Source organism: Synechococcus sp. L2F, assembly GCF_024345695.1.
In the GTDB taxonomy this organism is placed as follows: Bacteria; Cyanobacteriota; Cyanobacteriia; order PCC-6307; family Cyanobiaceae; genus MW101C3.
In genome coordinates, this window is record NZ_JAGQBP010000002.1 from 436,832 (window position 1) to 453,737 (window position 16,906).

General features: G+C 71.6%; 20 protein-coding genes. 9 read left to right on the forward strand and 11 right to left on the reverse strand.

Features of this window, described 5'->3' with window-relative positions; all coding sequences use genetic code 11:
• Positions 1 to 66: 66 nt before the first annotated feature.
• Genes KBZ19_RS07115 through KBZ19_RS07135 form a run of 5 tightly spaced genes read right to left on the reverse strand, consistent with a single transcriptional unit; the run spans position 67 to position 4,474 of the window.
• Positions 67 to 1,065: a sll0787 family AIR synthase-like protein gene (locus KBZ19_RS07115; RefSeq protein WP_255100394.1), complete on the reverse strand. Its 999-nt coding sequence runs from the start codon at positions 1,063 to 1,065 to the stop codon at positions 67 to 69.
• Entirely contained in the window at positions 1,062 to 1,706 is a 645-nt protein-coding gene (locus KBZ19_RS07120) for an MSMEG_0567/Sll0786 family nitrogen starvation N-acetyltransferase (protein WP_094511267.1), read from the reverse strand. The genes KBZ19_RS07115 and KBZ19_RS07120 overlap by 4 nt, the downstream gene beginning before the upstream one ends.
• Positions 1,706 to 2,872 carry an MSMEG_0568 family radical SAM protein gene (locus KBZ19_RS07125; protein WP_255100396.1) on the reverse strand — a complete coding sequence of 389 codons (1,167 nt, stop codon included), beginning with the start codon at positions 2,870 to 2,872 and terminating at the stop codon, positions 1,706 to 1,708. Before KBZ19_RS07125 ends, KBZ19_RS07120 begins: the two co-directional genes overlap by 1 nt.
• The gene (locus KBZ19_RS07130) at positions 2,865 to 3,989 is read right to left on the reverse strand and encodes a Nit6803 family nitrilase (RefSeq protein WP_255100398.1); all 1,125 of its coding nucleotides are present in this window, start codon (positions 3,987 to 3,989) and stop codon (positions 2,865 to 2,867) included. The genes KBZ19_RS07125 and KBZ19_RS07130 overlap by 8 nt, the downstream gene beginning before the upstream one ends.
• A 2-nt stretch (positions 3,990 to 3,991) precedes the next feature.
• Complete coding sequence (locus KBZ19_RS07135; protein WP_094511252.1) at positions 3,992 to 4,474, reverse strand: MSMEG_0572/Sll0783 family nitrogen starvation response protein; 483 nt, start codon at positions 4,472 to 4,474, stop codon at positions 3,992 to 3,994.
• 283 nt (positions 4,475 to 4,757) lie between these two features.
• On the opposite strand from KBZ19_RS07135, the gene KBZ19_RS07140 reads away from it, so the two are divergent.
• Genes KBZ19_RS07140 through glnT form a run of 4 tightly spaced genes read left to right on the forward strand, consistent with a single transcriptional unit; the run spans position 4,758 to position 9,290 of the window.
• Positions 4,758 to 6,023 (forward strand): MSMEG_0569 family flavin-dependent oxidoreductase, encoded by a 1,266-nt coding sequence (locus KBZ19_RS07140; protein ID WP_255100707.1) that lies wholly within the window; start codon positions 4,758 to 4,760, stop codon positions 6,021 to 6,023.
• Entirely contained in the window at positions 6,020 to 7,021 is a 1,002-nt protein-coding gene (locus KBZ19_RS07145; RefSeq protein WP_255100400.1) for a fatty acid desaturase, read from the forward strand. Before KBZ19_RS07140 ends, KBZ19_RS07145 begins: the two co-directional genes overlap by 4 nt.
• Positions 7,018 to 8,007 (forward strand): alpha/beta fold hydrolase, encoded by a 990-nt coding sequence (locus tag KBZ19_RS07150; protein ID WP_255100401.1) that lies wholly within the window; start codon positions 7,018 to 7,020, stop codon positions 8,005 to 8,007. Before KBZ19_RS07145 ends, KBZ19_RS07150 begins: the two co-directional genes overlap by 4 nt.
• Positions 8,008 to 8,048: 41 nt before the next feature.
• Positions 8,049 to 9,290, forward strand: coding sequence for a type III glutamate--ammonia ligase (glnT, locus tag KBZ19_RS07155; protein ID WP_255100402.1), 1,242 nt, complete (start codon positions 8,049 to 8,051; stop codon positions 9,288 to 9,290).
• Positions 9,291 to 9,292: 2 nt separating this feature from the next.
• Here the strand turns inward: glnT and KBZ19_RS07160 are convergent, their stop codons facing one another.
• Positions 9,293 to 9,847, reverse strand: a complete 555-nt coding sequence (locus tag KBZ19_RS07160; protein ID WP_255100403.1) for an antibiotic biosynthesis monooxygenase — start codon at positions 9,845 to 9,847, stop codon at positions 9,293 to 9,295.
• 29 nt (positions 9,848 to 9,876) lie between these two features.
• Between KBZ19_RS07160 and KBZ19_RS07165 the strand changes: the two genes are divergently transcribed.
• Together KBZ19_RS07165 and KBZ19_RS07170 are read left to right on the forward strand one after the other, a co-directional pair.
• A complete protein-coding gene (locus tag KBZ19_RS07165; protein ID WP_255100404.1) occupies positions 9,877 to 11,064 on the forward strand; it encodes an MFS transporter in 1,188 nt (395 codons plus the stop codon).
• Entirely contained in the window at positions 11,061 to 12,329 is a 1,269-nt protein-coding gene (locus tag KBZ19_RS07170; RefSeq protein ID WP_255100406.1) for a chloride channel protein, read from the forward strand. Before KBZ19_RS07165 ends, KBZ19_RS07170 begins: the two co-directional genes overlap by 4 nt.
• Positions 12,330 to 12,334: 5 nt before the next feature.
• Here KBZ19_RS07170 and KBZ19_RS07175 read toward each other — a convergent pair whose 3' ends face one another.
• The gene (locus tag KBZ19_RS07175; protein ID WP_255100408.1) at positions 12,335 to 12,775 is read right to left on the reverse strand and encodes a hypothetical protein; all 441 of its coding nucleotides are present in this window, start codon (positions 12,773 to 12,775) and stop codon (positions 12,335 to 12,337) included.
• On the reverse strand, positions 12,775 to 13,041 hold the full coding sequence (locus KBZ19_RS07180; RefSeq protein WP_255100409.1) for a hypothetical protein: 267 nt from the start codon (positions 13,039 to 13,041) through the stop codon (positions 12,775 to 12,777). The genes KBZ19_RS07175 and KBZ19_RS07180 overlap by 1 nt, the downstream gene beginning before the upstream one ends.
• A 241-nt stretch (positions 13,042 to 13,282) precedes the next feature.
• Between KBZ19_RS07180 and KBZ19_RS07185 the strand changes: the two genes are divergently transcribed.
• Genes KBZ19_RS07185 through KBZ19_RS07195 form a run of 3 tightly spaced genes read left to right on the forward strand, consistent with a single transcriptional unit; the run spans position 13,283 to position 14,612 of the window.
• A complete protein-coding gene (locus tag KBZ19_RS07185) occupies positions 13,283 to 13,873 on the forward strand; it encodes a hypothetical protein (RefSeq protein WP_255100411.1) in 591 nt (196 codons plus the stop codon).
• Positions 13,870 to 14,133: a MoaD/ThiS family protein gene (locus tag KBZ19_RS07190; RefSeq protein WP_255100412.1), complete on the forward strand. Its 264-nt coding sequence runs from the start codon at positions 13,870 to 13,872 to the stop codon at positions 14,131 to 14,133. The genes KBZ19_RS07185 and KBZ19_RS07190 overlap by 4 nt, the downstream gene beginning before the upstream one ends.
• Positions 14,134 to 14,138: 5 nt before the next feature.
• Positions 14,139 to 14,612 (forward strand): molybdenum cofactor biosynthesis protein MoaE, encoded by a 474-nt coding sequence (locus tag KBZ19_RS07195; protein WP_255100413.1) that lies wholly within the window; start codon positions 14,139 to 14,141, stop codon positions 14,610 to 14,612.
• A 9-nt stretch (positions 14,613 to 14,621) separates the two neighbouring features.
• Here KBZ19_RS07195 and glp read toward each other — a convergent pair whose 3' ends face one another.
• Genes glp through KBZ19_RS07210 form a run of 3 tightly spaced genes read right to left on the reverse strand, consistent with a single transcriptional unit; the run spans position 14,622 to position 16,890 of the window.
• Entirely contained in the window at positions 14,622 to 15,893 is a 1,272-nt protein-coding gene (gene glp, locus KBZ19_RS07200; protein WP_255100414.1) for a gephyrin-like molybdotransferase Glp, read from the reverse strand.
• 13 nt (positions 15,894 to 15,906) lie between these two features.
• Complete coding sequence (moaC, locus tag KBZ19_RS07205) at positions 15,907 to 16,410, reverse strand: cyclic pyranopterin monophosphate synthase MoaC (RefSeq protein WP_255100415.1); 504 nt, start codon at positions 16,408 to 16,410, stop codon at positions 15,907 to 15,909.
• Between the two features lie 27 nt (positions 16,411 to 16,437).
• A complete protein-coding gene (locus tag KBZ19_RS07210; protein ID WP_255100416.1) occupies positions 16,438 to 16,890 on the reverse strand; it encodes a DM13 domain-containing protein in 453 nt (150 codons plus the stop codon).
• Positions 16,891 to 16,906: the final 16 nt, after the last annotated feature.

A 16,906-nucleotide genomic window follows, 5' to 3' on the forward strand; every position in this document is an offset into this window, starting at 1 on the left:
GGAAGGCGGGTGGTGAACGTGAACGGTGAAGCGGAACCAAGCCAGCGAGGCTGAGCGCTGCACCCCCTACCCCGACGGCACCGGGCCGAAGCCGGTGAGCGCCTCGGCGCCGCTCCACACGGTTTCCTCGCCGCCACCGGCCCGTAGGCGCACGCCCGGCTCCGCCGTGAAGTGGCCGATCGGCTGGCAGATGAGTGCCGGTTCGCTGCCCTCCGCCGCAACGGCCGCGCGCAGGGCCGGCTCCTGCTGCGGCGTCACCGCCAGCAGGAAGCCGAAGCTGGGGAAGCAGGCCAGCCAGTCGTCCAGCGGCACGCCCGCCGGCGGCGTGATCGCCTCGAGTTCGAGCGTCAGGCCGCAGCCGGCGCTCTCGCAGAACATCACCGCCGTGCCCACCAGGCCGCCCATGCTGATGTCCTTGGCGGCATGCACCACCCCGTTTTCCGCCAGCTGAGCCGGCAGGGCCAGCTGGCGGCGCAGCAGCTCCGGCGCCGCCTGTGTGGCCGCATCCCAGAAGCGATCCGGATGGCGCATGCGGCCGGCGCCATTCACCAGCAGGAAGCAACGGTCGCCGGGGCGGGCGAAACGGGCCGACAGCACCGCACCAGCGGCGCTGCCCAGCACCGCCACGGCCAGCGCGTCGTAGGGGCTGTTGAGGTTGGTGTGGCCGCCCACCACCGGCACCGCGAAGCGCGCCGCCGCCGCCTGCAGACCCGCCAGCACCGGCTCGGCCCGCTCCGCGCCGCGGCACCAGAGGCTGTTCACCAGTGCCAAAGGCCGGCCGCCCATCGCGGCGATGTCGCTGAGGTTCACCAGCACGCCGCACCAACCGGCGAACCAGGGATCCTTGGCCAGCAGGCCCGGATCCATCCCTTCGCTGGCCAGCAGCAGACGGCCGCTGCAGGCCGGCAAGAGGGCGGCGTCATCGCCGAGCAGGGCAGCCGGGCCGAGCGCGGCGAAGGGCTGGTGGGGGAAATGGGCGGCGGGGCGCTGAATGGCGGTCTTGCCGTGCAGGCCGGCCAGGGCACGCAGCCGTGCCGCCAGCGGCGCCAGGTCGATGCCGCTCATGCCACCGGCCGGCGTTCCCGCGACGGGGTGTAGTAACGGAGGTCGGCCTCCATCAGGTGATGGGGCAGCCCCTTGAGCTCCAGGGTGTCCACCGAGTGCCAGTGCAGGCGCTGGAAGAAGCGCACGTTCTGCTCCTGCACAGTCGCCAGGAAGCGATCGCAGCCCCAGCCGTTCGCGGTGGTCACGGCCTTCCAGATCAGGCCCTTGCCGATCTGGTTGTGGCGGCGGAAGGCGGCGTCCACGCCGAGCCGGCCGCCGTACCAGAGCCTTGGCTCCTGCTCCAGGATCCGCACCACCCCCACCACCGGCCCGCCGCTGCCCGGGCTGGCGCCCGCCCGGTTGGCCCCATGGGCGATCGCCGCGATCGGGGTGGCCTCCGCATCGCGGGCGTCGCGGTCGGAGGCTTCGAACAGATGCTGCTCCTGGCAGAAGATGCGGCGACGCAGATCCCAGTAGCCGGCCAGCAGCGGCGTGCCGGGCCGCAGCAGATGGAAGGAGAAGCGCTCGGAGCAGGCCGAGGGAGAGAGGCGGAAATCCTCGGCGTCGATGCCCAGGCCCCAGCGCACCGACGGGGTGAAGGCGGCCGGCGCCGATGTGGGGCTGCGGCCGATGTCGTGGCTGGAGGGGTCAATGAAGAACATCAGGAGCTGGAGGGGCCGCAGCCCGCCTGTGGTGGGGCCGATGGGGCGTCGCTCGTGGTGGCCGCCTGCTCGAACAGCGACAGGGCCGAGCAGGCGCCGCACTTGGCGCAGCCCGCCGACATCGCGGCAGCGCGCAGATCCGATGCCGCCAGCTGCTGGGCCACGGCCGTGTAGATCTCCACCATGAAGGCGGCGCTGGGCGCGGGATGGTGCTCCAGCGGCGTGCCGCTGATCGGCACGAACGGCACCACGAACGGGTACACACCAGCGGCGATCAGGCGCTCGCTGCAGGCCACGATCGCGGCGGCGCTGTCGCCCAGCCCCGCCAGCAGATAGGTGGACACCTCGCCGCGGCCGAACACCGCCACCGCCTGCTCGAACGCCTCGAAGTAGCGCTCCAGGCTCAGCTCCGCCTTGCCCGGCAGGATGCGGCGCCGCACCTCAGGCTCCACCACCTCCAGGTGCATGCCGAGGCTGTCCACGCCGGCGTCCTTCATCCGCTGGAACCAGATCGGATCCTCCGGCGGCTCGCACTGGGCCTGGATCGGCAGGTTCACCCGCGCCTTCACGGCCGCCGCCGTCTCGGCCAGCAGGCGGGCGCCGCGGTCGTCGCTGTTGGGGGTGCCGGTGGTCATCACCAGCTGGCGCACCCCATCGAGCCGCACCGCCGCCGCCGCCACCTCCGCCACCTGGGCCGGGGTCTTGCGCACCAGGGTGCGGCCGTCGTCGAGCGATTGCTCGATGGCGCAGAACTGGCACGACTGGCTGCGGTCGCGGAAGCGGATGCAGGTCTGCAGCAACGTGGTGGCGAGCACATCGCGGCTGTGCAGCAGCGCGATCGAGCGGTACGGCGTGCCGTCGGCGGTGTGCAAGCCGTAGAAGCGCGGCTCCGGCGGAGCCTCCACCACCGCCAGCGGCGGGGCGGACTCCCGCTGCAGCTCCAGCCCGGCGCCACCGGCCGCCAGGCGGAAGGGGGAGCGCTGGGCGGCGCTGCTGTACACGGGCACCATCACCGTGGTGCCATCCAGGGTGAGGGCTCGGTGGTCGGAGGGGCCGGCCCCGCCGCGGCGGCCCTTGTTGCCGGGCACACCGGGCTCCACCAGGCCCTGCACCTGCAGGTCGGTGACGAGCCGCGCCAGCGCGGCGGCATCCCTGGACTCAGCCATGGGGCACGGCCTCCGGCAAGGAACTGAGCGGTAGCGGTGGGGCGGAGATCCCCGCAGCCGGGGGCGGCACGGCCGTCAGGGGTGACCGCAAGGCTTCCCGCTGGGGCTCCAGCAAGGGCTCCAGCAGTACGGGCAGGGCAGCAGGCGTGGCAGGACCAGCGCCACCACCGGCAGCCGTTGCGTTGCCCCCGTCCCGCTCCTGCACCTGGCGCGCCGGCGTGCGATCGAGACGCAGGCCGAGCAGGTCGGGGCGGCTGTAGTGGCCCACGCTGTCCATCATCCGTTTGCGCTTGGTGATCAGGGCCGGGTCGAGCTCGGCGATCGCCAGCCCTTCCCCCTCCGGCAGCGGACCCGCCAGGTAGCGACCTTCCGGGCTGATCACGGCGGTGTGGCAGCCCCCCTGGCAGGCCTTCTGCAGCGCCGGATCCGGCGTGATCTGATCGAGGTCGGCGGGATCGAGCCAGGCGGTGGAACTCACCACGAAACAGCCCGCCTCCAGCGCGTGGTGCCGCAGGGTGACGGCCGTCTGCTCACTGAAGATCGGGCCCACCAACGAACCGGGGAACTGGGCGCAGTGGATCTCCTCCCCCTGGGCCATCAGGCTGAAGCGGGCCAGCGGGTTGTAGTGCTCCCAGCAGGCCAGGGCACCGATGCGCCCCAGCGCCGTGGGCACCACCGTGAGGCCGGCGCCATCGCCCTGGCCCCACACCATGCGCTCGTGATAGGTGGGGGTGAGCTTGCGCCGCTTCAGCAGCAGCGCGCCATTGGCGTCGATCAGCAGCTGGGCGTTGTAGAGGCTGCCGCCCTCCCGTTCGTTGATGCCCAGCAGCACGTGCATGGCGTGCTCGCGGGCGGCGGCCGCGATGCGGCGGAGCGCCGGACCCGGCACCGTCACCGCCTGCTCATAGAGGCGTAGATGGGAGCGCCCCATCAGCGCCGGCGGCTCCACGAAGGAGAAGTAGGGGTAATAGGGAAGAAAGGTTTCGGGGAACACGATCAGCTGCACCCCCTGGCCGGCCGCCTCCGTGATCGCTGCCAGCACCCGCTCCACAGACCCCTCCAGGCTGTGCAGCACCGGACGGATCTGGGCGGCGGCCACGACGATCGGGCCGTTCATCGTCAGAGCGTCCAGGTGTCGAGGATGAAGGCGCCTTCCTTGCGGTGCATCAGCACGATGTCGAGCACATCGAGCGGATTCACCGGGGTGATGCCCGCCATCAGTGCTCCCTCGCCATGGCCGTAGAGGGCCTGAAGGGCGAAGCGGCAGGCATACACCTTGCCGCCCTGGTCCATGAACTTCTGCAGGCGGGCGTTGAAGTTGAGGTGGCCGTCGAAGGCGGCATCACCGAGCTTGGGGAAACCGCGCTGCACCCCGAGGGTGACGCCGGGGCCGTAAAGCAGGATCGAGGTCTCGAAGCCCTTGTTGATCAGGCGGCTGGCCTGCAGCAGGTTCACCAGGCCGATCGAGCCTTCGAACGCCACGGTGTGAAAGGTGATGAGCGCCTTTTCACCCGGTTCCGCCTTCACATCAGGGAACACCTTCTCCTCGTAATCCACGAGGAAATCGCCAGGTTGATTGGCGGGGCGGGTGACCTCAGGCATGAACCGGCGACCTGCGAAAGAAACAGCGTCACGACCATGCACCAGGCCTGTGTGAACGTGCGTAGCAGCCGGCACCAAACGGCAGAGCCCGTGCTGGCCTGCGATTTGGTCTTGATTGCTACCGGGCCGCCCCTCCCGGCAACCCACGATGGATGGGGTGATGGCCTGGCCGCGCCACTCTCTTCCTCCCCTTCGCCGCCTGCCCGTGGGGTCAGCCTCCACCTCACCCGCCGCTTCTGCTGCTGAAAACGCCCCTGCAGCATCCGCTGCGGCACCAGCGCCGGTGGTGGTGATCGGCGGCGGCCAGGCGGGGCTGTCGGTGGCGAGCTGCCTGCAGCAACGGGGCATCGAGGCGCTCGTGCTGGAGCGCCACCGGGTGGCCCACGCCTGGGAGCAGCAGCGCTGGGATTCCTTCTGCCTGGTCACCCCCAACTGGCAGTGCCGCCTGCCGGGCTTCCCCTACGACGGCGACGACCCCGACGGCTTCATGGGCCGTGAGGCGATCGTCGACTACCTGCGCCGCTTCGCCGAACGCTCGGCCATCACCGTGCAGGAGGGGGTGAGCGTGGAACGGCTGGTGCCCAGCGGCAACGGCTACCGCCTGTTCACCAGCGCCGGGGTGATCGACACCGAGCAGGTGGTGATCGCCACCGGCGCCTACCACCACCCGCGCCGCCACCCGATGGCCGAGCGGCTGCCCGGCAAGGTGCTGCAGCTCGACGCCCGCGACTACCGCCATCCCGATCAGCTGCCGGAGGGTCCGGTGCTGGTGGTGGGCAGCGGCCAGTCGGGCTGCCAGATCGCCGAAGACCTCTTCCTGGCCGGGCGGCGCGTGCACCTCAGCGTGGGTTCGGCGCCCCGTTCGCCGCGCCGTTACCGCGGCCGCGACGTGGTGGAGTGGCTGGAGCGGATGGGGGTCTACGACACCCCGATCGACGCCCACGCCGATCCCCGCGCCGTCCGCCACAAGACGAACCACTACCTGACCGGCCGGGACGGCGGCCGCGAGATCGACCTGCGCCAGCGGGCCAGCGAAGGCATGGTGCTGCACGGCCGGCTGGAGCGGATCACCGCCGCAGGCCTGAGCTTTGCCGACAACCTGGCCACCAACCTGGATGCGGCCGATGCCGTCTACACCCGCATCCGCGCCAGCATCGACGCCTACATCGCCGCCAACGGCCTCGACGCGCCGCTGGAGCCGCCGTACCAGCCCTGCTGGCGCCCTGCCCCGAGCCCCGAGCTCAGCTTGATCGACCTCTACAAGGAGCCGCTGGCCGGCGTGATCTGGTGCACGGGCTACCGCTCCGATTTCAGCTGGGTGGAAGTGCCGGTGTTCGATGGCAGCGGTGAACCGGTGCACCACCGGGGCATCACCCAGGCCGAGGGGCTCTATTTCATCGGTCTGCCGTGGCTGCACACCTGGGGCTCGGGCCGCTTCTGCGGCATCGGCAGCGACGCCGACCACCTCGCCCAGCGGATCCAGCTGCAGCTGCAACCTCGCGGCAGCCGCACGGAACCGCTGGAATGCACGGCATTGCTCGGCTCATGACGGTTGTGGACCATCCAGCGGCGACCCCTTCCGTGGACCATCCAGGGGCGACTCCTGCAACCGGCGCCAGCGCCCTGATTCCCGCCGGCGAGCTGCGCGAGCTCAATGGCCGCTCCGATCGGGCCGGCTGGCTGCAGACCCTCTCCCATGCGGCACTGATCCTGGCGACGGGCTGGGTGTGGGGCGACGAACGGCTCAGCCTGCTACTGCGCCTGCCGGCCCTGCTGCTGTGCGGCTGGGGCCTGGCCTTCGCCTTCTGCGCCATGCACGAATGCGGCCATCGCACCGCCTTCGCCAGCCGCGCCGTCAACGACGCCGTGGCCTGGTGGGCGGGGGTGCTGAGCTTCTACAACGCCGACTTCTACCGCCGCTACCACCAGTGGCACCACCGCTACACCCACCAGCCGGGTCTTGATCCCGAACTGGAAGACCAACCCCCCAGCAGCCGCTGGGCCTACCTGCTGGAGCTCAGCGGTCTGCCCTGGTGGAACGCCAAGCTGCGCGGCCATCTGCGCGGCCTGCGCGGTGAGTTCAGCGCCAACCCGTACATCCCCGCCGATGCGGCGCCAGCGGTGCGCCGTTCCCTGCTGAAGCAGGCGGCTGTGTATGGCGTGCTGCTGCTGCTGTCGTTGCCGGGGGGCAACGGCTTCCTGCTCTGGCACTGGCTGCTGCCGCTGGCGCTGGGGCAACCGCTGCTGCGTTTCGTGCTGCTGGCCGAGCACGGCGGCTGCGACACCGGCACCAACGGCCTGAGCAACACCCGCACCACGATCACCCTTGCGCCGCTGCGCTGGCTGATGTGGAACATGCCGTTCCACGCCGAGCACCACCTGTTCGCCTCGGTGCCGTTCCATGCCCTGCCGGCAGCCCACCAGTGGCTGGCGCCCCAGCTGCGTCATCTGGATCCGGGCTACCTGGCGGTGCATCGCCGCTTCCTGGCCGATCCGTCGCTGCTGAAGCTGCCCGCCGCCCCCACCCTCCAGCCGCAGCCGGTTTGAGCGCCCCGGCGTCCAGCGGCGACCGCCACTTCCCGCTGGGGCCGTTCCGCTTCCACTGCGGCCAGACGCTGCCGGATGCCTGGCTGTCGTACCGGGTGTACGGCACGCTCAACCCGCAGCGCTCCAACCTGGTGCTCTACCCCAGTTCCTACGGGGCCTGGCCGGAGGACATCGAATGGGTGGTGGGCCCGATCCTCGACCCGGAACGCTGGTGCGTGGTGCTGGTGAGCCAGTTCGGCAACGGCCGCTCCAGCAGCCCCAGCAACAGCGCCATGGGGCTGGCGGAAGACGGCTGGGTGATCCACCACAGCGACAACCTGCGCGCCCAGCAGCAGCTGATCCAGGGGCTGTTCGGGGTGGAGCGGCTGGCGCTCGTGTACGGCTGGTCGATGGGGGCGCAGCAGGCGTACCACTGGGGCGCCCTGGCCCCGGCGGCGGTGGAACGGCTGTTCTGCCTCTGCGGCACGGCCCACACCACCCCGCATAACCGCCTGTTCCTGCTGAGCCTGCGCCAGGCCCTCACCGCCGATCCGGCCTGGGACGGCCACCGCTTCCGCGCCAGGCCCGAGCAGGGTCTGCACACCTTCGCGCTGATCTACGCCAGCTGGGCCGCCAGCCAGGCCTATTTCAAGGAGGGGCGCCACCTGGTGCAGGGCATCGCCAGCGTGGAGGAGGCGGTGGAGCGCAGCTGGCTGCCGGCCTACCGGCGCCATGATCCCCACGACCTGATCGCCATGCTCGATGCCTGGCTGGCCAACGCCCTGCCGGCACCGTTGAGCGCCATCCGCGCCCGCACCACCGTGCTCGCCGGCAGCCACGACCTCTATTTCCCCCCCGACGACTGCGCCGCCGAAGCCCGTCAGATTCCCGGCGCCCACTTCGCGGTGATCGATTCGGTGCTGGGCCATCGCGCCGGCAACCCCCGCGACGCGCCAGCCGAACAGGCCTTCATCCGCAGTGCCCTGGAGCGGCTCTGCGACGACTGACGCCGGCCCTGACCCCCATCCCTTTCACCCCCACCGCTTCGATGACCGACCTGGCCCGCTTCGCGACCGATCGCGGCATCCGCCACGTGCTCTTCTCGTTCACCGATCTGTTCGGCGTGCAACGGGCCAAGCTCGTGCCGGTGGCGGCGGTGCAGGAGGTGGCGGCCGCCGGTGCCGGTTTCGCCGGCTTCGCCGCCTGGCTGGCCATGACCCCCGCCGACCCCGACGTGCTGGGCCTGCCGGACACCTCCAGCCTGATGGTGCTGCCGTGGCAGCGGGATGTGGCCTGGGTGGCCACCGACCTGCAGGTGGGCGGCCTGCCGCTGGAGCAGTCGCCGCGCTGGGTGCTGAAGTGCCAGCTGGAGCGGGCCGTGCGGCTGGGCTACCACTTCCGCACCGGTGTGGAGGCGGAATTCTTCCTGCTGCAGCCCGGCGGCGCCGCGATCTCCGATGGCGACGACAGCCAGAGCAAGCCCTGTTACGACCAGCTGGCGCTGATGCGGCAGTACCCGCTGATCGGCGGCCTGCTCGATGGCATGGGCGAGCTGGGCTGGGGGCCCTACCAGGCCGATCACGAGGATGCCAACGGTCAGTTCGAGCTCAACTGGACCTACGCCGACGCCCTGGTCACCGCCGACCGCCATGCCTTCTTCCGGGTGATGGCGCAGGCGATGGCCGAGCAGCACGGCGCGCGCGTGAGCTTTTCGCCCAAGCCATTCGCCTCCCTCACCGGCAACGGCGCCCACCTGCACCATTCGCTCTGGAACGCCGACGGCCACAACCTGTTCCACGATCCACGCGGGCCGCTGGGCCTGTCGGCGCTGGCCTACAAGTTTCTGGGCGGGTTGCTGGAGCATGCGCCAGCGCTTTGCGCACTCACCAACCCGGTGGCCGAGAGCTACCAGCGGCTCGGCGGTCTGCACACCACCTCCGGCTCCACCTGGTCACCGGGCTGGATCAGCTACGGCGGCAACAACCGCACCCACATGGTGCGCATCCCCGACGACCAGCGGCTCGAGCTGCGCCTCGCCGATGGTGCCGCCAACCCCTACCTGCTGCCGGCGGCGGTGCTGGCCGCCGGCCTCGATGGCATCGAGCGCAACCTCGATCCCGGCCCCCGCGAGGATGCCAACGCCTACACCGATCCGCCGATCGGCCGGGCGCGGCCTCTGCCGGGCAGCGTGGAGGAGGCGCTGGAGGCCTTCGCCGCCGACCGGGTGCTGCGGCAGGCACTGGGCGAACCGTTCTGCCAGGCCTATGAACAGCTGCGGCGGCAGGTGTGAGCTCAGGCGCGCGGGTAGAGCCAGCGGCGGAACAGCCGCGTCACCCTTGGCATCACCACGTAGGTCATCAGGGTCACCGTCGAGGCGGTGACCAGCAGGGTGCGCAGCAGGGGGTTCAGCTCCCGCACCAGGGGCGAAAGCACCAGGCTGATCAGGTTGATCAGCAGGAAAATCGTGAGGGTGGTGATCACCACCATCTTGTAACGGGGCGGCGGCGGCACCCCCGGCTGCCGGGGCAGCGTGAACCAGGTTTCCAGCCCGCTCAGCACGGAGATCTGCGGTGGCTCCTGCGTGTGCTCCGCCACGCGCGCCAGCAGGGCCTGGCGCTGCGGCGACACCTCCCAGCGGCGCAGCTGGCTGAGACGCGCGAACTTGAACACGATCCGGTAAGTGGAATCGTGTTCATCCACCGGGCGGTACACATTCACGCCCAGATGGCCCTCACAGCGGCGGGCTGCGGCCACCAGCTCGCTCAGGGCCGCCTCGAAAGCTTCCGTGCGGCCAGGCTTCACCCGCTGCAGCACATCGACAGTGACGGCGGGATCCTCGTGGGCCATGCAGCGCAACCCTCAGCGGGTGAGGGCGGATGAGCAACCTGGCGGTGATTCTGTACGTGTGTCTGGGGGCGGCGCTCGGCCAGACCGGCCTGTTCATCGATCTGCCCTCCCTGCCGCAGCTGGCCAGTGATTTCGGCGTCGATGCCGCCGCCACGCAAACCACCGTCACCGCCTATGCACTCGGCTACGGCGCCTCCCAACTGATCTGGGGGCCGCTCTCCGATCGGCACGGTCGCCGGCCGATCGCCCTGGCCGGGCTCTGGATGTTCATCACCGCCAGCCTGCTGCTGGCCGTGGTGCCGGGCTTCGAGCCGTTCCGGCTGCTGCGGGTGGTGCAGGGGATCGGGGCCGGCTGCGGCACCTCGGTGTCGCGGGCGGCGCTGCGGGATGTGCTGAGCAACCGGGAGCTGGCGCGGGCGATGTCGTTCGCCAGCATCAGCTTCGCGCTGGCGCTCGGCTTCGCCCCCTTCGTGGGCGGTCTGATCGGGCGCGCCACCAGCTGGCGGGTGGATTTCCTGCTGGTGGCGGCGCTGGGGCTCGCCACCGCCCTCTACCTGGCCCGCGCCCTGCCTGAGTCGCTCAGCCGGGAGCTGGCGGCGGCCGCCACCCGTCCATCCGTGGCGGCGATCGGCCGCAGCTACCTGCGGCTCGCCGTGGATGCCCGTTTCCTGCTGCCGTCGCTGATCGCCACCGTCGCCACCGGCATGATCGCCCTGTACGACGCCGCCAGTCCCTTCATCTACGAGACGCGCTTCGGTTTCGACGCAGCGGGCTTCGGCTCCCTCTCGCTCGGGCTCACCGTGGCCTACATCGCCGGTGCGCTGATGGTGGTGCGGTTCGTGGTGGCCAGGGGGCAGCCATGGCTGCTGCGCTTCGGGCTGGGGGCAATGCTGCTCGGTGGGCTGCTGATGGTGGGGCTGGGGCTGGGCGGCTGGTTCGACACTTTCTCCCTGTTCCTGCCGATGCTGGTGATCACCTTCGGCGCCAGTGTGCTCGTGCCGATCGGCCTGGCGATGCCGATGCAATCCTTTCCCGCCCAGGCCGGGCAGGCCTCCGCGCTCACCGGCTTCCTGCAGCAGGAGGGCACGGGGCTGCTGGTGCTGATCGCCACCGTGCTGCCCGCCAGCTCCCAGCTGCCGCTGGCGCTCACGCTGCTCGCCCTGGCGCTGGTGCTGGGGCAGCTGGTCCGCTCCTACACCCGCCTCACCCCGGCATGAACCGCTTCGCCTTCCCGCTCTGCCTGTTGCTGGCCGGTGCGCTGATCGGCCTGGCGGAACTGCCCTACCAATGGCTGTCGGAGCTGGGCTTCCGGCTGCAGCGGCTCTGGCCACTCGGCGGCGACGGGGCGCTGGATCCCCTGCTGGTGCTCGCGCCGGCTGGGGCCACGCTGCTGTTTGTGCTGCTGGCCTGGGGGCCGCTGGCAGCGGGCCGGGGTGGTGGGCTCACCGGTGTGATGGCGCTGCAGACAGCCCGCAGCGACGCCGAGCGCGAGCGCGCCCTGGCCCCCCTGTCGCTGCGCCACCAACTGGCCCGCCTGCCCCTGTTGGCCCTCACCCACCTGGCCGGGCTGAGCGTGGGCACCGAATCGCCCTCCGCCGCCCTCGGTGCAGCCCTGCTGCTGGCGCTGCGGCGCCGGCTGGTGCCGCTGCAGCAGCTACCGCTGGCGCTCACCGCGGCGATCGGCGGTGGTGCCGGTCTCGGGGCCGCCTTCCGCTCCCCGCTGCTGGGTGCCGCCTACGCGCTCGAAGAGCTCAGCGCGGTGTCGGGCTTCAACCTGGTGATGCCCACCCTGGTGCTCGCCGGCATCGGCACCCTGTTCACCACGGGTCTGGGCCAGCCCGCCCGCCTGGCGGAAGGGGTAGCGGTGGCCATGGCGCCCGAGCTGCTGCCGCTGGCCCTGCTGATCACTGTGCTGGCGGCGCTGGCGGGGGTGGTGCTGGTGCGCCTGCTGGTGCCGCTGGCCCAGTGGCTCGGCCCCTGGCTGCGCTCCAGGCGGCTGCCGCTAGCGGTGGTGATCGCGGCGCTGTTCACGTTGCTGGCGATGGCCAGTGGCGGCATCAGCCTCAACGACGGCTCGCTGGCGCTCGGCCCGGCCCTGGCCGGCACGGCCGACAGCCCCTGGTGGGCGCCGCTGCCGCGGCTGCTGGGGCCCCTGCTGAGCATCGCGATCGGTGCACCGGGCGGCCTGATGCACGACTCCATGAGCCTGGGGGCGGTGCTGGTGGGCCCCTGGCTGCAGCAGCTGCCGGCGGAGCAACAGGCGGCGCTGGCCGCGGTCGCCGCCGCCGCGGCGTTCAGCGGCGCCTGCCGCACCCCGCTGTTCTGCGGCCTGTTCGTGTTCACGCTGCAGGGCAATGCCGCCGTGCTGCCCTGGCTGCTCACAGCCGCGGCGATCGCCGCCTCCATCGGCCGCTGGCTCGGCGGCATCAGCTGGAACGAAGCCCAGACCGAAGCCTTTCTGCGGGCAGGCGCTAAAGGCTGAGGCCGCTAGTGCGCGCCGTGGCCGCCGGGATGTTCGCTGCAGGGCATCCACAGCTCGCCCATGGCATGGACGCCTTCGCAGCCGAGTTCCTTCGCCTTCTGCAGCGCCGTTTCCTTGCTGGGGTAGGCCATCAGGGCCGCGGGCGGCGGCGCGGCGCCGTGGTGATGGTGCACGCGCGCCGGGATCGGCCCCTGCCGGAACGGCCCCATGCCCTCAAGGCCCGTCCACCACACGCCCATCACATTGACGCCGGCCACGACCACCCCCATCCCCACCACGCAGAGGTTGATCACCCCCATGCCCACGGCCCCGAGGCTGATCACCCCCATCGGCACCACACCGATGCTCACCACCCCCATCGGCACGATGCCGATCGAAATGATCCCCAGGGGGGCGATGCCGATGGCCACCAGCTTCGGCTTGGCGCCGCACGCGGAGTCGCCCATCAATGCGAGTGACCGCCGTGCTGGCCGCCACTCTGTTCACCGCCTTTCTGGCTGCCGCCGGCGGGAGGGTGGCTGGCGCAGGCCATCCAGACGTTGCCGTGGCGATGGGACCCCTTGCAACCGAAGCGGGGCGCCGCTGCCTCGGCCTCCTGCTGCGTAGCGAACACGGCCTGCACGCCCCCGTCCTTGGCAGAGCTGGTGGTGCTGCTGGCCATGGCCGGGCCCGCGCCGCCCAACAGCAGGGTGACACCCACGAGGGACAACATCCGCAGGCGCAAGCCTTCTCCGCAGACAACAAAGGATCCGCTCATCGAGGCTGACCAGGATTCATCGCAGGGCCGAATCTAGATAGGGCTGCCTATGGACGAACGGGCTGAGGGACGTGGGTGAGCAGCGAGATGGGAGGACCGCAGGCGGTGGGCTCCCTCCGCTGCCATCGTGGTGGCGAACTGCCTGCGGATGCTTGCTCGCCGATCTGCGCCCTGCCGTGTTCCTGGACCTACCGGCATGAGCCTTTCCGCCAGCACTCCCCCCAACTGGGTCGATGACCGCACGGCGCTGGGGCGGCTGATTGCGGCGGTGCTGGCGGTGGAACCGCTGCGGCAGCTGCTGTTTCTGCAGGCGCGGCGCATGATGATCCGCACCGCCGAAACCCGGGGCATCCCCTGGCGGCAGCGCCGGGAGGAGTTGCGCCGCCAGGCGGAGCCGCTGCTGGAGGCCTGCACCAACCCGGCCACGCAGATCCGCGCCCGCTTCCACGCCTACCAGGAGGGCAACCTCTGCTGGCTCGCCGCCTGGCTGGAGCGACACGAGCATGGCGACGTGCGGGTGAGCGGGCTCGATCTCTCCCCCCAGATGCTGGCGGTGGCGCGGGTGCGTGATGCCGGCGGGCGCGTCCACGCCTGGCACCATGCCGCCGCCGAGGCCATCCGCGCCATGCCGCCGCCGCTGGCAACCCTGCTCAAAAGCACCGAGCCCTACCTGGAGGACTCCTTCCGCCTCGACCTGCCGGCGGCACTCAGCGAGGCCGGTTTCGTGGGGCTGCGTCGCGTCGCCTCCGACCATCGCCACCGGGTGCTGGTGGCCACACGGCCGTGACCGCCAGCGTGAACGCCACCGTGATCACCGTGCGGCTGTTCGCCGCGCTCAGGGAGCAGGCCGGCTGGGCGGAGCGCCGTGTGGAGCTGCCCGCCGGCGCCCCGGCCCCCACCCCGGCGAGCCTGTGGCCGCAACTGGGGCTGGGGGAGACGCTGCCGTCCCAGGTGCGGGTGGCCGTGAACCAGGTGTTCGCCGGGGTTCACCAGCCGCTCGCGCCCGGCGCCGAGGTGGCCTTCCTGCCACCGATCAGTGGGGGTTGAAGCCGGTGGCTGATCCGCTCCCCGACACCGGCGCCCTGCAGCTGCAGCTGCACCCGGAACCCTTCGATCCACTCGTCGCGCTCGCCGCCTGGCAGCGGAGCCTGGCGGCCGGCGGCGCCGAGCCCGCCGCTGCCGAAGCCCATTTCATCGGCCGGGTGCGGGGCATCACGGCGGCAGGGGCGCCGCTGGAGGCCCTGGAACTGGAGCATTACCCCGGCATGACGGAAGCGCAGATCACCCGCCTCGCCGCCGACTGCGCCCAGCGCCATGGCCTGCGGGCGGTGCGGGTGGATCACCGCGTGGGGCGGGTGCTGCCGGGGGACACGATCGTGCTGGTGGCGGTGAGCGCCGACCGCCGCGGCCCGGCTCAGCGCGGCGGCCAGGAACTGCTCGAAGCGCTCAAGCACGAGGCCCCGTTCTGGAAGCGGGAGTGGAGCGGCGGCGTGGGCACCTGGGTGGCGGGCAACACGGCCTACTGAGCTAGGCGCTCAGAAGATCGGCAGGCGCAGCAGCTGGGCCCACAGCACGCTGCCGGCCGCCAGCGTGCCCAGCTCGGCCGGGATCTCCAACAGCAGGTCGGCGCCCTGGAGCGAACCGATGCGGGAGGAGGCCTGGCTGCCCTCCACCAGCGCCAGCAGCTCCCCCTCCGGGCCCACCTGCAGCCGGGCGCGGGCCAGCTCGGGGCGGCCGGCTCCACGCTTGAGCTCCGCGGCCAGCCGCACCTTCAGGCGCGGCAACGGCTGCACCGGCGCCCCCTCCAGCACCTGCAACGCCGGCACCAGCAGCTGCAGGGCGGTGATCGCCGCGGCCACCGGATTGCCGGGCAGCCCGAACAACGGCACGGTGCCGTCTGCGCCGGGCCGCTGCAGCTGCCCGAAGGCGAACGGGCGGCCGGGTTTGAGGAACAGCTTCCAGAAGCTCACCTGCCCCAGCTCCGCCAGCAGCGGCCGGATCCAGTCGCTGTCGCCCGCCGACACGCCGCCGGTGCTCACCACCACATCGCAGCTGGCGGCCAGTTCCAGCAGGACGGCGCGCAGGCGCTCGGGCGCATCGGCCACCACCCGCTGCTCGGCCACCTCCACCCCCAGGCGCGCCAGCAGCGCCGCCAGCAGGGTGCCGTTGCTCTCCCAGATCTGACCCGGCCCGCGCGGGCTGCCGGCCGGCACCAGCTCATCACCGCTGATCAGCAGCCCCAGCCGGGGCCGGCGCCGCAGCGCCAGGTTCGCCACACCGCAGCTGGCCAGCCGGCCCAGATCAGCGGGGCCCAGCCGCACCCCGGCGGCCAGCAGTTCCTGGCCGGGTGCGGCCTCTTCGGTGGCGGCGCGGATCCAGGGGTTGGGGCCCGCCTCGCGCACCAGGCTCAGGTGCGCGCCATCGGCCTCCACCAACTCCTGGGGCAGCACCCGGCTGGCCCCCTCCGGCAGCGGCGCACCCGTGAGGATGCGGATCGCTTCCCCCTCCAGCAGCGGCGCGGCGTAGGGGGCACCCGGCGCCGAGCGTCCCACCAAGCGCCAGGAGTGTCCCACCTGCGGGACACTGGCCGCGGCCAGGGCGTAGCCATCCATGATCGAGGCGCGGAAGCCCGGCACCGCTGCAGCCGCCAGCACCGGCGCCGCACTCACGCGGCCCAGGGCCTGCGCCAGCGGCAGCGTCTCGCTGCCGGCCAGGGGCGTGAGCGCGGCCAGCACCTGGCGGCGGGCCTCCTCCAACGGCAGGCCTTCGCGGGGGTAGGGCTCAAGCGGGGCCGCACTGTTGCTCATCGGGGGTGACGGCTCAGGAGGGCACGGCGCCGGGATGGGACCAGCTGCCGTGGCGTCCCCCCGTCTTGCTCAGCAGCCGCACCGGGCCGATGGTCATGGCCGGATCGGCGGATTTGACCATGTCGTAGAGGGTGAGCAGGCCCACCTGCACGGCAGTGAGCGCCTCCATCTCCACGCCGGTGGGGCCGGTGGTGCGGGCGGCGGCTTCCAGACGCAGGCCGCGGCCATCGGCGCTGGGCTCGATGCGCACCTCCAGGCCCGTGAGCGCGATCGGGTGGCAGAGGGGAATCAGCTCCCAGGTGCGCTTGGCGCCCTGGATCGCCGCCACCCGCGCCACCGCCAGCACATCCCCCTTGGCGGCGCGGCCTTCGAGCACCAGGCACAGCACCGCCGGATCCATGGCGATGAAGCCCTCGGCCACGGCGCGGCGATCGCTGGCGGGACGGTCCCCCACCTCCACCATGTGCACCTCACCGCTGGCGTTGAGGTGGCTGAGCTGGGTCGGGGCCGCATCCATGGCGCCGATCATGGCGCCTCCGGGCGCCTATTTCGCGGGCTGGATCGGTGCCCAGGCCATGGTGGCGTTGAACTGGCGGCACCAGATCAGCACCGACTTCTGCTTGCTCAGATCGATCGAGGCGGGGATCACGTAGGTCTGGCCGCCCTTGCTGGCCTTGAGCGGCGCCAGCACCGTGTAGCTGCCTGGCTTGAGCGGGTAGGCAGGCGGCTTGCTGCCGGCCAGGGGGGTGGCCGAAGGGCTGAAGGCCACCTTGAGGTCGGGGGCCATGTCGTTGGTCTTGAAGTCCCTGCTGAGCATCAGCAGCCGCTTGCCACCCTCGTTCTTGATCACGAAGCCGCCGCTCACCGGTGCTTCGGCCTTGATGAAGGTGCCCCGTTGCTGCTGGGGCTCCATGGCCTGCGCCGCCAGCATGGTGGTGCCGCTGAGCACCAGCGCCGCGGCAGCGCGGCTGACGCTGGAAAGGGAAAACGTGATCACGGAACGTTCGAGGCCA

Bases quoted from the DNA above. Each gene is read 5' to 3' on its own strand.
- KBZ19_RS07170 (WP_255100406.1), top strand. From the start codon at position 11,061: ATGAACCGCTTCGCCTTCCCGCTCTGCCTGTTGCTGGCCGGTGCGCTG.
- KBZ19_RS07125 (WP_255100396.1), bottom strand. From the start codon at position 2,872: ATGGCTGAGTCCAGGGATGCCGCCGCGCTGGCGCGGCTCGTCACCGAC.
- KBZ19_RS07185 (WP_255100411.1), top strand. From the start codon at position 13,283: ATGAGCCTTTCCGCCAGCACTCCCCCCAACTGGGTCGATGACCGCACG.
- KBZ19_RS07145 (WP_255100400.1), top strand. From the start codon at position 6,020: ATGACGGTTGTGGACCATCCAGCGGCGACCCCTTCCGTGGACCATCCA.
- KBZ19_RS07180 (WP_255100409.1), bottom strand. From the start codon at position 13,041: ATGTTGTCCCTCGTGGGTGTCACCCTGCTGTTGGGCGGCGCGGGCCCG.
- glnT (WP_255100402.1), top strand. From the start codon at position 8,049: ATGACCGACCTGGCCCGCTTCGCGACCGATCGCGGCATCCGCCACGTG.
- KBZ19_RS07120 (WP_094511267.1), bottom strand. From the start codon at position 1,706: ATGTTCTTCATTGACCCCTCCAGCCACGACATCGGCCGCAGCCCCACA.
- glp (WP_255100414.1), bottom strand. From the start codon at position 15,893: ATGAGCAACAGTGCGGCCCCGCTTGAGCCCTACCCCCGCGAAGGCCTG.
- KBZ19_RS07175 (WP_255100408.1), bottom strand. From the start codon at position 12,775: ATGGGCGACTCCGCGTGCGGCGCCAAGCCGAAGCTGGTGGCCATCGGC.
- KBZ19_RS07160 (WP_255100403.1), bottom strand. From the start codon at position 9,847: ATGGCCCACGAGGATCCCGCCGTCACTGTCGATGTGCTGCAGCGGGTG.
- KBZ19_RS07135 (WP_094511252.1), bottom strand. From the start codon at position 4,474: ATGCCTGAGGTCACCCGCCCCGCCAATCAACCTGGCGATTTCCTCGTG.
- KBZ19_RS07165 (WP_255100404.1), top strand. From the start codon at position 9,877: ATGAGCAACCTGGCGGTGATTCTGTACGTGTGTCTGGGGGCGGCGCTC.
- KBZ19_RS07130 (WP_255100398.1), bottom strand. From the start codon at position 3,989: ATGAACGGCCCGATCGTCGTGGCCGCCGCCCAGATCCGTCCGGTGCTG.
- moaC (WP_255100415.1), bottom strand. From the start codon at position 16,410: ATGGATGCGGCCCCGACCCAGCTCAGCCACCTCAACGCCAGCGGTGAG.
- KBZ19_RS07115 (WP_255100394.1), bottom strand. From the start codon at position 1,065: ATGAGCGGCATCGACCTGGCGCCGCTGGCGGCACGGCTGCGTGCCCTG.